Here is a 12,049-nt window from a genome sequence, read left to right as displayed (position 1 = left end):
CCCTCGGACGGGCCTGCATGGGGAGGTCGACGCTGTCGGTGTCCTCGCGCTTCTCCGCGTGGACACCGACAGTGCCGGGTGTCTTCATGCCCCCCGCTATCGCAATGGCGTCCCGGTGATGATCAGTCAGGCGGTCGCGGTGACGACAACACGGAGAACCTCTGCCGGGAGCGCGAGGTACTCCTGACCGGCATCTCCCGGATCAGGTTGCCCCCAGCTTCATCCCCCTGCTGCGACAGGGAGATGGCGACGGTCTCTCACCTCCGCACGAGTTCGCAGCGCCTCACGGCGCGCTGACACCACCCCCCAGATCATGCGAACTACAGGGGGAACAGTCATGCCGTCCCAGAGGCCGGGCACCCCATTGCGGGGCTGATCAACAAGGTAATGGGGGGAGTCAGGAGAGCGCGAAGCGCGCGCCGGCGAGCGAGAGCAGGGCGCCGAACACGTCGATCACCACGATGCCCACGGCCAACGACGTCCACCACTTACGGCGGCCGCTCCGGGTGCGGATGAACTGCCAGGCGGCCAGAGCCAGCACCACGCCCTGGACCAGGAAGCACGGCTCGAACACCAGGAGGTCCTGCACGGCCGAGAGATGGTTCGCCTCGGCCGCCTCCGCCGCGCCGACCCCGGGCACGACCGGGAAGTCGACCGCGCCGTGGCGTCCGCTCAGGTACAGGGCCTTGGTGACGAATCCGTAAAGGGCGTGGGAGACGCACACCACCGCCGCGATCCACATCGGCGCCAGCAGCACCCAGGCGCGAACTCGGCTCCCCGTCCGGCGATTCAGCGCGAGGACGAAGAGCGCGCCGAACAGCATGAGGGCGCTTACCACCCAGTTGACCGCCTGTACCGCGGACTTCTCGTGCCGTGCCAGGAGCGGCAATCCCCAGGTGCCGCCCACCGCCCAGTACACGTGGAGAAGCATGAAGAGAACCGTGAATGCGAAAGCCAGGTGAACCCAGACCGGCCGGGGCAGCAGTTCGGCACCCCGATCCCGGCCAGGTGAATTCTCGTCATTTTCGCCTGGAATTAATGTTTCGTGCACCAAATCATCACCTCGAAGCCCGAGCACACCGCGGGCACGCTATCACCGGGTACGAAGGCGCGAACCCCGTGCATATCGGAGTTTTCAATGAGAGGGCCGGTTCCGGCCACGCCGCTGCTAGCGTCGGCGGCGCCGATGCGGCAGCCGTCGGGTCGGTGAACCCGTAGCGTATGGGGGTGAATGCGTGGACATTGCAATTCGGGCCGAGGGGCTGAGCAAACGTTACGGTGGAAAGCAGGTCAAGGACGCGCTGAACGGTGTCGACCCGTCGGTCCCCGCCGGCACGGTTTTCGGGCTGCTCGGCCCCAACGGCGCCGGGAAGACCACGACCGTGCGCATCCTGGCACTGCGATGACGCCTGGTGTCACCACGCCCGCTGACTTCGAGGCGGGCGACACACCCGCGCCGGAACTCAACGTCCGTCCGCTCGTGGACACCACACTGCTTCCCGACTGGCGGGGTGCCGGCAAGGTCGTGCACTCCGCCCACCGGGTCTACGAGCATCTGATCTCGCTGTGGGCGCCCGGCGTCATCGAGGCCGCGCACGACCTCAGCGTGTTCGCCGAGTTGAGCACCGGGCCGAAGACCGGCGACCAGCTCGCGCGGGCCTGCGCCGCGAACCCGCGGGCCATGCGGGTGCTGATGGACGGCCTGTACGCCTACGACATCGTCGACCGCGTCCCGGCCGGTTCACGGACATCGAGCACCTCGAGTTCGACCTGTAGCAGGCCGCGCCCCGAACGGCCGCGAGCCCCGGTGTGTGTGCCGAAGCGCGATAGGTGGCACAAAGGCAGGCTCGTTGTCACCAAGATCCGTAGCGTGCGCGTTGCATCAGTGATGGCGCCTTCCGCGCTGATGAGTCGATCGGTCGGCAGAGCTGCTCGGGAGCTGCGCTGCTTCTGTTCCCAGGACGGGCTCGACATAACGGAGCAGTGACGCTCTTGCCGTCCGGCGCGCAGAAAGAATCATGAGCGTCATGGAACTGATCCCCCGGGCCGGCGAGCGAGGCCTGGATACCAGTCGTCCGGCTTCTGAGGACCGTTGTTCGTTGCCGCTGGCCGACGACCGCGAACGACCTGGAGGCGGTGCCGGGACGGTCGGCCAAGCGCAAGGACGCGGCTGAGTGTTCCGCGTTTCCCTACGTTCCTGGTTGATCCTCGCTGTGCCCGTCGTGGGCCTGTTGGTACTGACGTATTCCGCTACAACGTCCGAGCCGCGCGTATCCGCGGAATGGCAGGTCCCTGCCGAGCGGTTGCAGGATAGTCCGCTCCCCGCCGGCGGCACGGCTCAACTCTCGAAGTGTGGGGTGGACGATTGGCCGCGGCCGGTACCACGAGGGAAAGGCGAGCGGAGCAAGGCCCCGCAGCTGGTGCTCACCAGCTGGGACGCCTACGATCCGGGGACGAAGTCGCCAGGCAAACCCCGCTTCACCGTCCACGCGGCCATCCGAACAGGCGACCGCCCCTTGTTGCTCGACGCACCGCTGGCCAAAGGTCGGGTCACGGTCGATCTCTACGGCCCGCACGGTGAGGGCAGCCGCGCCTCCGCCCGCGGGCTCACCGCGACTGTCGTGGACAGCGGTTACATGGGCAAGCCTGTTAAAACCCCGGCGTCCGGCAGCTTCCGCGTGGATCCAGGCAAAGAGTTGCTCCTGGACGTGGATGTGCCTGCCGGGGCCGTGTGCCCTGGCCACAACCTGCTCGATATCATCAAGTGCTCGCCTGAGGACACCAACGACTCCGCGGACTGCCCGGTGCTGACTCTCACCCTCGCCGACCCGGCGATCCGTACGTACCGCGCCGAGACGACAGGTGACAGCGCCGCCGGCTCCCTCAGCGACCGGCTTGTCGCGGTTTCCCTGGAGCCGGACACCTCCCAGGTGTGAGCAGCCCAAACGGATGCCTATTCCTGGATTGTCATCATGAACCGCGGTCGCGGTGGACCAGGTCCACGACCAGGTCGCGGTCGGCGAACTGCTTGGCGACGTCGGCCAGTCCGTAGCGGCGGCCTGCTCGACGTCCCCGGCGACCACGGCGCGCAGGGCCATGGCGGCACGGACGCCTCGGTCGTCGCGGTCGCCGAGCAGGTCAAGACGCTGCGCGTGGCTGCTCCGCCACCGGGTCCCCCATCACCCTGGACTGGCAGAACTGGAACAGCATCGGCAGCTGGTTCTACTGGAACGCCAACAGCGACGAAACCAAGGGCATCGGCCGGGACAAGATCGCCGCTCACGGCACGCACGTTGAGCTCTACACCGACAGCGGCGACTACCAGTCCGAGTCCCGCGCGTCCATCTCTCGCCGCCTGGTGCGCTGCGACTCCGCCAGCTACATCTACGCGGACTGGCCGAAGGGCTGCGTCTTCCTCGAGACCATCCCCCGCATGATGTACTCCCGAGCCGCGGACCCCAGGGCTGTTGCAAAGTCGCATGATCTCGTGGGTGCCCTGGGTCGAAGTTGCCTCGACGCCATGTCCGTTGCCCCCTAGCGGTGTTACCGTCGCGCCATGTCCAAGATCGAGATTGACGCGATAGCCGCCGAGTTCTTCGGAGCCTTCGACAACCGCGGCGGCAAGGCCGCGGACGTGGCCCGGATCCGCCGGCTGGTCATTCCGGGTGGTGTGATCGTGCTGACCGGGCCGAAGTACACGGTCTACACCGTGGACGAGTTCATCGAGCCGCGCGAACGCCTGCTCGCCGACGGCCGGTTGGTCGAGTTCTCGGAGTGGGAGGCCTCCGAGCGAACCGAGATCGCGGGCGACATCGCGTCGCGCTTCGGCGAGTACCGGAAGGCCGGCATCCTGGACGGCGAGCCGTTCGAGGGCGGCGGGACCAAGACCATCCAGTTCGTCCGCACCCCGGAGGGCTGGCGGATCGCGGCGTTCTCCTGGTACGACCAGCCCTGAGGGTCCGCAGGTCGCGGCGGTCCAAGGAGCGCGGGCTGGGCCGTCACGCACGCAGCGAAGTTCCGGTTGAACGGGGTGACCTTCCCAAGTCGCCTCGCACCACCGGAGCTTCGATGTGTCGTCAGTCTGCCACCGTCTGCCTGATCAAGTCGCCCGCTCTGGAGGACACTGCGGGGTTGTCGCTGGTGGAGCGGTTGCGGCTGTTGCCGGATCCGCGTCGACGTCGAGGGGTGCGTCACCCGTTCGTGGCGGTGCTGCTGGTTGCCGCCTCCGCGGTTGTCGCCGGCGCACGCTCGTATACGGCTATCGGCCAGTGGTCCGCCAACGCGCCGCAGCACGCCCTGGCCCGCCTGGGTGCCCGGGTCGTAGGGTCGTTGAGCGTGCGCGTCGCGCCGAGTGCCGCCACGATTCGGCGGATTGTCGGCCTGGTCTGCCCCGGCGGACTGGCCGATCTGACCGGCGCTGATCCTGCCGGCTTGGACTCGGTGGCGCTCGACGGCAAGGCTGCCCGCGGCTCCCGACACGGCCAGACGCCCGCCGCCCACCTGCTGGCCGCGATGACCGGCGACGGCCGAACCGTCACCCAGCTGCGGATCCCTGACAAGACCAACGAAATCACCTGCTTCGCCGCGCTACTGGCGCCCTTCGACCTGACCGGGGTCACCGTCACGGCCGACGCCCTGCACACCCAGCGCGCGCATGCGCGCTTCCTGGTGGACGAGAAGAAGGCGCACTACCTCTTGGTGGTCAAGGCCAACCAGCCCGAGTTGCACCGCAGGCTGCGATCACTGCCGTGGAAGGACGTCACCGCCCGCCGCTACGACCGGGAGATCGGCCACGGCCCGCCGGGAGACCCGAGTGACCAGGGCCCTCACCGTGACCGACCTCGGCCTCGACTTCCCTCACGCCGCCCAGGCTGTACGCATCCTGCGCCACCGCGCCGACCGCACGACCGGAACCGTCAGCCGCCAGACCGTCTACGCGATCACAGACCTGAGCTCGCATCAGGCATCGCCCCAGCGGCTGGGCCAACTCGCCAGGTCGCAGTGGACCATCGAGAATCGGCTCCACTTCGTCCGCGACACCACCTTCGCCGAGGACGCCTCGAAGATCCGCACCGGCCATGGCCCCGAAAACATGTCGACCCTACGCAACCTGGCGATCAACGCGCTCCGCGCCGCCGGACACCGCAACATCGCGGCCGGCATCCGGCACGTCTCCTACGAGCCCTTCACCCGCCCGCTCGACCTACTGGGCATCGTCTGACCAGCGCGACTACAAGATCACCGCACTTTGCAACGGCCCTGCCGCGGACTCCCCGCACAAGGGCGTTGCTGACCACATCTACAAGGCCCAGAACCAGCCGGACGCCACCTATCCGAACAGCACGAGTCCGAAGCACATCCCCGGCAAGTACATCGCCGGCAACTACTACGCGCCCGGCCTGCACCGCCTGCATGAGAACTTCCACTTGACGCAGATGAACGCGAACACCTCACACAAGGACCAGGCCTGCACCTCCACCGGCGACTACTCGACCACCGGCCTCCCGCTGCCGCTTCGGCCGTATCCGGGTGTTGAGGACTGTGATGAGTACCCCTTCCGAGCAACCCTCGAAGGCGCCTCTAGCCGGGACTGGGACTTCTCCGTATGGGCCGTGAACCTCTCGCAAAACCGCTCCGCTGGGAACACGCTGATGAACTACGTGCGGAACCACCGGATCCTCGCTTGGGACGACACGCTGCCCTCACCGGCTGACACGAATGACCGCTACTACGTGCAGATTGTGGACTTCTAGACCAACGATCACCGTAAGTAGAATGAACGGCGCCTCTCGCTGCGGGGGCGCCGTTCCATTCGCACCACTCCTGCAGGAGCCTCCATGGACTTGCTGACGACGCTCGACGGCTACTTCGGAGGCTGGTGCTTCACCTTCACCACCCTGCCGCCCCGCGAGGCGCTGCAGGCCATGGAAGCCGGCCACCTGAGCGATGTCGCCAACCCTGTCGATGCGCTTCGCGAGGAAGCCGACGAGGGGATTGAGGAAGACGGGATCCTCCTCGTGGCCAGCCGTATCAGCCCAGCGTGGAGCATCGTGATTGAGACCAACGGCAGCACGGCCCTGATCGGCGCCGGCCACTGTGTTCTCCTCGAGCTGTGCACCGCCGGGCAGCCCGCGATGACCGTGTTCAAGAATCCCAACAGGCTCGAGCTGTTGTACGCCGACCTCGACGACAACTGGGCCGGCCTGGACATCACCAGCGGACGCAGGTGGGGCACCCTCGGTCACGTATCCGGAGCGCTGCACGAGGCAGGCTTCACCGCGGACGGCGGCCTGCACGACACGCTCAGCGGCTATCCGTACAACGAACTGGCGCGCCATGCGATCAACGCGGCCACAGGCCTAGGCACGCTCGAGGTCGTCGCCACAGGGTGGGTTTCCGGCAGCGTCCCCACCGCGACGGCCTTGCACAGAGCCCGGCGGATCAGCCGACGGCCGAGTTCCTGACGCTGGCGCTCGATCGTGATGGAGATCTTGTTGATGCTCCCGACGCGGCAGGCGCCACACAACCATCCACACCAGCGTGCCGACGTCGTAGCCCTCGCGGTCGAACATGCGGATGCGCCGGTGCCCGGCTGGACGGCGCGGCCAGTACACGAACCGCACCTCCTGACGGCGGGTAGTGAACAGCATCCGCCGCCAGCGCAGCGGTGAGAGGTACTCGGGGAACCGACGAAATGCTCTGACCTGCATGGTTAGGTCGGCTACCTGGCTCAGATCTCGGGACGCTGCCGGGGGATTCCCCACTGCTCGCGCAATTTCCGGCTTAGCTCTGGACGAAGTCGAGGAGGTCTCGGGATAGACGCTCCTTCTCGGTGTCGGTGATGCCGTGCGCCGCGCCCTCGTACACCTTGAGCTGAGCGCCTCGGATCATCTGCGCCGAACGCTTACCGCCGACCTCGAACGGTACAATCTGATCATCGTCGCCGTGGATGACCAGCGTGGGAACGTCAATCCTCTCCAGGTCCGGGCGAAAGTCCGTCGCAGAGAACGCGGCGATGCATTCGAACGCAGCGCGGTGACCGGCCAGCATGCTGTTGAGCCAGAAGCCGTCGCGGATTCCTTGGGCGACGTCTCCGCGGCGGTTGTGGCCGAAGAACGGACCGTCGGCGAGGTCGCGATAGAGCTGCCCGCGGGCCTTGCGCTCACCGTCGCGGATGCCGTCGAACACCTCGATGGGCAGCCCCTCGGGGTTGTCGTCGGTACGGACCATCATCGGTGGTACTGCCGAGACCAGGACGAGCTTGGCAACCCGCGCGCTGCCGTGCCGCCCGATGTAGTGGGCCACTTCGCCACCACCGGTGGAATGGCCGGCCAGTGTGAGACCGGTGACGTCGAGATGATCGAGCAGGGCGGCCAGGTCATCAGCGTAGGTGTCCATCTCGTTGCCGTCCCATGGTTGCGAGGAACGGCCGTGACCGCGTCGGTCGTGTGCGATCACCCGGCAGCCGTGCTCGGCGAGGTAGAGCGCCTGTGCTTCCCAGGCGTCAGCGTTCAGCGGCCACCCGTGACTGAGCAGGACCGGCCTTCCGTTCTTCGGGCCCCAATCCTTGTAGTAGATCTGCGTGCCGTCGCTGGTCTCCACGTACCCCATCACGGTGTCCCTTCGTTCGTGATCCACTACGGACGAACATAAGGGACAAAACGGGTGACGCTCGCTCAAGTCCACGAATCGCCGCTGTCAGCACCATTTCGTCACCCCAGAGCCCGCATTTCGTCAGTTCCCCTACTTACTCGGGCGCGGGCGGTGTCACAGGTTTCTCTCCCCGGGTTCTTCGCGGTCGCCGGCGTTGATCGCTTCAGCGGACGCTCCCACCCTGTCGGAGTCGAGCCCGTACCGACAGGGCGCGACCGGTCAGCGCTGCGGCGCGAACCGTTCGAGAAGACGTTCCCGCTGCTGGATGCCGAGGCCGCGCATCCGGCGGCTGTCGGAGATCCGCAGCTCGGTGAGGATCTTCTGGGCCCTTACCTTGCCGATGTCGGGGAGGGATTCGAGCAGGGCGCGGACCGGCATCTTGCGGATGGCCTCGGAGTCGCTGGCCAGCACCTCGGGCAGTGACAGCTTGCCGTGCTTGAGGGCCTCCTTGACTTCGGCGCGCTCCTTACGTGCGGCGGCGGCCTTGTCGAGGGCGGCTCGGCGCTGTTCGGGGCTGAGCGGGGGGAGTGCCATGGATCAGGTCCTTTCACCAGGTGATCGATATGGCTATCCTGCCTCTGCTGCTGTGGCGGTGACCAGCGGGTTTACGGGGTTTACGCGGTCTCGGCGGATTCCTTAGTCCTTCGGGGGTTGACTTCGGAGTCGATCTTCAGGTTGGTCGATCAGGGGTGTCTGGGGGTGCGGCAACTCGCAGCGTCGGCACGCCGCAACTTTGGACTTGCGAGTCCAATTCTATCGGCGCACAGTGGCACTCCGCCCTGGCCGTCCAGGGCCCCGCTCGGCCGAAACGTCGCATGTGGCTCGGTCGTGCGGGTTCGTAGCGGAGAACCAAACAACGGAGTGGACCATGTCAAGGCGCCTTGAGGGCAAGACCGCCCTTGTGACCGGAGCAACCAGCAATATCGGGTGGGCCATCGCGGAGGCGTTCGCAGCCGAGGGAGCGCATGTCGTCGTCACAGGCCGCAGCGCCGGGCGCGGCCGGGAGGTCGTCGAAGGCATCCGCACGCGCGGCGGCCACGCCGACTTTGTGCAGGCGGCCCTGGACGGGAGTGCGGCCGCCTCGCAGGCACTGGCTCAGGAGGCGACGCGGATCCTCGGCGGCCGTATCGACGTCCTGGTCAACAATGCGGGGATCTACCCCGGAGACACTACGGCAGCCACCGATGAGAAGACTTTTGACCAGGTCTACGCAGTCAACGTGAAGGCGCCGTTCTTCCTCACCGCGACGGTCGCCCCCGCCATGGCGCAGGCCGGCAGCGGAGCGATCATCAACCTGGGCTCATGGATCGCGCGTCTGGGCATTCCGGTCGGTGCCCTCTACAGCTCCACCAAGGGAGCCGTCGAAACCCTGACCCGGGCCTGGGCGGCAGAGTTCGGGCCGCAGGGCGTACGCGTGAACGCGATCTCCCCGGGCGTCGTGCAGACACCCGTCCCCGGTGAAACCCATCCCGGCGAGGTCATGATGAAGGGCACCCCCGCAGGCCGGATGGGCACCCCCGACGCCATCGCGAACGCCGCCGTGTACCTCGCCAGCGACGAGTCGGCTTTTGTGCACGGCATCGTGCTCGACGTCGACGGGGGTCGCACCACCGCTGCCGTCATCGCCGGCTGAATCGCTCAGGAGGGTCACGGCACCGCGCTGCCCACGCGGCGCAGGTCCGTGATCCCTTGGTCGAGAGCCGCGCGCAGGTGGGTGGACTGCCCCGTCGACAGCAGGATCGACACGCCCCCTTGAGTCGCGGCCAACAGCGCGGCAGCCCTGGCATCGACATCGAGGTCGGCGGGAAGCCGGCCAGCCGCCTGTAGCGACCGGATGCCGACCGCCAGGCTCTCCTGCCAACGGCGCAGCAACTCGATCACGATCGCGCGCGCTCCGGGCGTTGAGCGCCCGATCTGTAGAAACAGCGAACCGAGCGGACACTCGTCCCCTTGGGCTTCGTAACGAGTGATCACCACATCCCGCCACTGCTCCCAGGCTTCCCAGGAGTCCAGGCACCCCAGATAGGGCTGTTGGTCCTCCAGCACCTGATCCGCCTCGAACTGGGCGACCGCGAGCAGCAATTCATCCTTGCCGGCCGGGAAGTAGTGGAACAGTTGGCTCTTGCTGGTGCTCGTCCGCGCCATGATGTCGTCCAGGGTTACCGAATTGACCCCCTTCTCCCGCAGCACTGCCGCAGCACCCTCGACGATCCGGCTCCGCGTCGCCTTCCCTTTCGCCGTCAGTTCCCCGCGCATGACCCGCCTCCTCAAAATGGACTACTGAGTCCACTGTACTTCGGGCCCCTGCCGCGATCGTTCACAGCGGGCGACCGGGGGGCGGGGGCGTGCGGGTCAGCGCTTGAGGTAGGCGAGGACGGCCAGGACGCGGCGGTTGTCGTCGGCGGAGGGGTCGATGTGGAGCTTGGCGAAGATGCTCGCGGTGTGTTTGGCGACGGCGCTCTCACTGATGTGGAGGGTGTTCATGATCGCGGCGTTGGAGCGGCCTTCGGCCATGAGCTTGAGGACGTCGTGTTCGCGCGGGGTGAGGTCGGAGGTGGTCCCGCGGGCGTCGCTGCGGGCGAGGAGCTTGGTGATGACCTGGGGGTCCATGACGGTGCCGCCGGAGGCGACGGTGCGGAGGGCGTCGATGAACTGGGCAGTGTGGGTGACGCGGTCCTTGAGGAGGTAGCCGATGGCGCCCTGGTCGGCGGCGAGCAGCTCGTGGGCGTAGAGCTGGTCGACGTACTGGGAGAGGATCAGCACCGGCATGCCGGGGCGTTCACGGCGGGCCGCGAGGGCGGCCTGGAGGCCCTCATCGGTGAAGCCAGGGGGCAGGCGGATGTCGACGACGGCGACGTCGGGCTCCAGTTCGCGCAGGGCGCGCAGGAGTTCGGGGCTGTTGTCGACGGCGGCGACGACCTCGCAGCCGTGGTCCTGGAGGGTCCGGATCAGGCCGTCGCGGAGGAGGAAGAGGTCTTCGGCGATGACGACGCGCACGGTATCTCCAGGGTCGCGATGGTCGGTCCGCCCGGCGGGCTGTGCAGGGCGAGGGTCCCGTCGAAGGTACTCAGCCTGCGCCGGATGCCGTGCAGGCCGCTGCCCCGGGAGGCGTCGGCGCCGCCGTGGCCGTCGTCGGTGACCGTGATGCGCAGCGTGGCGTCCGCGTGGGCGAGGCGGATGTGGACCGCGTGGGCGCCCGAATGCTTGGCCGCGTTCGCGAGCAGCTCGCCAACGGCGAAGTAGGCGGCGGACTCGACGGGGGGCGGGAGCCGCCTGGGCAGCGCGGTCTCGACGTGGACGTCGAGGTGGCTGTCGAGGGCGAGGGAGCGGACGGCGTCGCCGAGGCCGCGGTCGGTGAGGATCGGAGGGTGGATGCCGTGGACGAGCTCGCGGAGATCCTGCAGCGCACGGGCGGAGGTGGCCCGGACTTCGAGGAGGAGTTCGCGGCTGGCCTGCGGGTCGGTGTCGAGCAGGCGGGTGACCTTGTCCAGGGTGAGGCCGAGAGTGACGAGGCGGGCCTGGGCGCCGTCGTGCAGGTCCCGTTCGATGCGCTGGAGTTCGGCGACCTGAGTGTCGAGCACGTCGGCGCGGGTGTAAGTGAGGTGCTCAATGCGGCGGACGAGTTCGGCCGTGCGCGGCGCGGCGAGGACCCGGCTGCTCCAGGCGGCGTGCAGTTCGAGGGTGGCGGGTGCGAAGAGCAGCCCGGCGGCGACGAACCCGAGGCCGAGGACGCCGGCGGCGAGCATCGTGGCGGTGGAGTCGACGGGGATGAAGGCGTACCAGTTGTCGGGGCCGATGAACGGCCAGATGAACGGCTGCACCAGCACACCGAACAGCCCGAAGTCGACGAGTGCGAGCGGCCCGGCAACGAGCATCCCGCCGACCAGCGGCTCAAGCCAGGCCCACCGGAGGTCGTGCCAGAAGCCCTCGTCGCCGAGGACGGCGGCCGCTCGGCCGCGGTGGCTGCCGGTGCCTGCATGGGCGAGCGGTTCGGGTGGGCTGATGGGTGTGCCTGTCCACCGGGTGGTCCAGGCACGGTACCGGTCGGAAAGCCGGCGCAGGGCCGTCGCCGCGGGTGGCAGTAGCGGGAAACCGGCGCCGATAGGAAGGAGCAGCAGCGTGCCGACCACGAGCGAGCCGATTGTGGACACTGCGAAGGCAGCCAGGGACAGCAGTTGGCAGCGGCCAAGGGCGATCGCTCGGCCTAGGACCGGGTGCGAGGTCCCCGGCGTCATGGCCGGTGTCGTGGTCGTCACGCGCGTTCCCCCGTGTCAGCGCTCGCCGTGCACCGTCGGCAGGATCCTAGTAGTACTTCGTTAGGTTGGTTTGATCTTGGGTGCCGAGTCCGGCAGGCTGCCCGTGTGGACTTGGGGGAGATCGAGCAACTCCGGGGTGA

13 protein-coding genes and 2 pseudogenes are annotated in these 12,049 nt (G+C 67.8%); 9 read left to right on the top strand and 6 right to left on the bottom strand.

The window, feature by feature from the left end; all coding sequences use genetic code 11:
• Positions 1 to 397 precede the first annotated feature (397 nt).
• Positions 398 to 931 carry a DUF3995 domain-containing protein gene (locus tag ACIQFZ_RS42235; protein WP_376607313.1) on the bottom strand — a complete coding sequence of 178 codons (534 nt, stop codon included), beginning with the start codon at positions 929 to 931 and terminating at the stop codon, positions 398 to 400.
• A 304-nt stretch (positions 932 to 1,235) separates the two neighbouring features.
• Between ACIQFZ_RS42235 and ACIQFZ_RS42230 the strand changes: the two are divergent.
• The 8 genes and pseudogenes from ACIQFZ_RS42230 to ACIQFZ_RS42195 all read left to right on the top strand — a co-directional run.
• Positions 1,236 to 1,397: pseudogene (locus tag ACIQFZ_RS42230) on the top strand (ATP-binding cassette domain-containing protein); the annotation flags it as partial.
• 5 nt (positions 1,398 to 1,402) lie between these two features.
• Positions 1,403 to 1,987, top strand: coding sequence for a hypothetical protein (locus tag ACIQFZ_RS42225; RefSeq protein WP_402693851.1), 585 nt, complete (start codon positions 1,403 to 1,405; stop codon positions 1,985 to 1,987).
• Positions 1,988 to 2,174: 187 nt separating this feature from the next.
• Entirely contained in the window at positions 2,175 to 2,936 is a 762-nt protein-coding gene (locus ACIQFZ_RS42220) for a hypothetical protein (RefSeq protein ID WP_402693850.1), read from the top strand.
• 620 nt (positions 2,937 to 3,556) lie between these two features.
• Complete coding sequence (locus ACIQFZ_RS42215) at positions 3,557 to 3,955, top strand: DUF4440 domain-containing protein (RefSeq protein WP_381999957.1); 399 nt, start codon at positions 3,557 to 3,559, stop codon at positions 3,953 to 3,955.
• A 113-nt stretch (positions 3,956 to 4,068) separates the two neighbouring features.
• Positions 4,069 to 4,737 (top strand): annotated as a pseudogene (locus ACIQFZ_RS42210) (ISAs1 family transposase); the annotation flags it as partial.
• 76 nt (positions 4,738 to 4,813) lie between these two features.
• Positions 4,814 to 5,221 carry a transposase gene (locus ACIQFZ_RS42205; protein ID WP_402693849.1) on the top strand — a complete coding sequence of 136 codons (408 nt, stop codon included), beginning with the start codon at positions 4,814 to 4,816 and terminating at the stop codon, positions 5,219 to 5,221.
• Positions 5,222 to 5,435: 214 nt separating this feature from the next.
• Positions 5,436 to 5,753 (top strand): hypothetical protein, encoded by a 318-nt coding sequence (locus tag ACIQFZ_RS42200; protein ID WP_402693848.1) that lies wholly within the window; start codon positions 5,436 to 5,438, stop codon positions 5,751 to 5,753.
• A gap of 84 nt (positions 5,754 to 5,837) precedes the next feature.
• Positions 5,838 to 6,464 (top strand): hypothetical protein, encoded by a 627-nt coding sequence (locus ACIQFZ_RS42195; RefSeq protein WP_402693847.1) that lies wholly within the window; start codon positions 5,838 to 5,840, stop codon positions 6,462 to 6,464.
• 319 nt (positions 6,465 to 6,783) lie between these two features.
• Here the strand turns inward: ACIQFZ_RS42195 and ACIQFZ_RS42190 are convergent, their stop codons facing one another.
• Together ACIQFZ_RS42190 and mihF are read right to left on the bottom strand one after the other, a co-directional pair.
• On the bottom strand, positions 6,784 to 7,611 hold the full coding sequence (locus ACIQFZ_RS42190; RefSeq protein WP_376412847.1) for an alpha/beta fold hydrolase: 828 nt from the start codon (positions 7,609 to 7,611) through the stop codon (positions 6,784 to 6,786).
• A gap of 261 nt (positions 7,612 to 7,872) precedes the next feature.
• A complete protein-coding gene (gene mihF, locus ACIQFZ_RS42185) occupies positions 7,873 to 8,187 on the bottom strand; it encodes an integration host factor, actinobacterial type (protein WP_402693846.1) in 315 nt (104 codons plus the stop codon).
• 334 nt (positions 8,188 to 8,521) lie between these two features.
• Between mihF and ACIQFZ_RS42180 the strand changes: the two genes are divergently transcribed.
• The gene (locus ACIQFZ_RS42180; RefSeq protein ID WP_402693845.1) at positions 8,522 to 9,286 is read left to right on the top strand and encodes an SDR family NAD(P)-dependent oxidoreductase; all 765 of its coding nucleotides are present in this window, start codon (positions 8,522 to 8,524) and stop codon (positions 9,284 to 9,286) included.
• 14 nt (positions 9,287 to 9,300) lie between these two features.
• Here ACIQFZ_RS42180 and ACIQFZ_RS42175 read toward each other — a convergent pair whose 3' ends face one another.
• From ACIQFZ_RS42175 to ACIQFZ_RS42165, 3 genes are all read right to left on the bottom strand, one after another.
• Entirely contained in the window at positions 9,301 to 9,909 is a 609-nt protein-coding gene (locus ACIQFZ_RS42175; RefSeq protein ID WP_365432540.1) for a TetR/AcrR family transcriptional regulator, read from the bottom strand.
• A 96-nt stretch (positions 9,910 to 10,005) separates the two neighbouring features.
• Positions 10,006 to 10,650 carry a response regulator gene (locus tag ACIQFZ_RS42170; protein ID WP_402693844.1) on the bottom strand — a complete coding sequence of 215 codons (645 nt, stop codon included), beginning with the start codon at positions 10,648 to 10,650 and terminating at the stop codon, positions 10,006 to 10,008.
• Positions 10,602 to 11,909 carry a sensor histidine kinase gene (locus ACIQFZ_RS42165; protein WP_402693843.1) on the bottom strand — a complete coding sequence of 436 codons (1,308 nt, stop codon included), beginning with the start codon at positions 11,907 to 11,909 and terminating at the stop codon, positions 10,602 to 10,604. The genes ACIQFZ_RS42170 and ACIQFZ_RS42165 overlap by 49 nt, the downstream gene beginning before the upstream one ends.
• Positions 11,910 to 12,049: the final 140 nt, after the last annotated feature.

It is taken from the genome of Streptomyces sp. NPDC093064, assembly GCF_044754605.1.
Lineage (GTDB): Bacteria > Actinomycetota > Actinomycetes > Streptomycetales > Streptomycetaceae > Streptomyces.
Note: the sequence above shows the minus strand (reverse complement) of the source record. Positions and strands in the feature narration are given on the sequence as shown.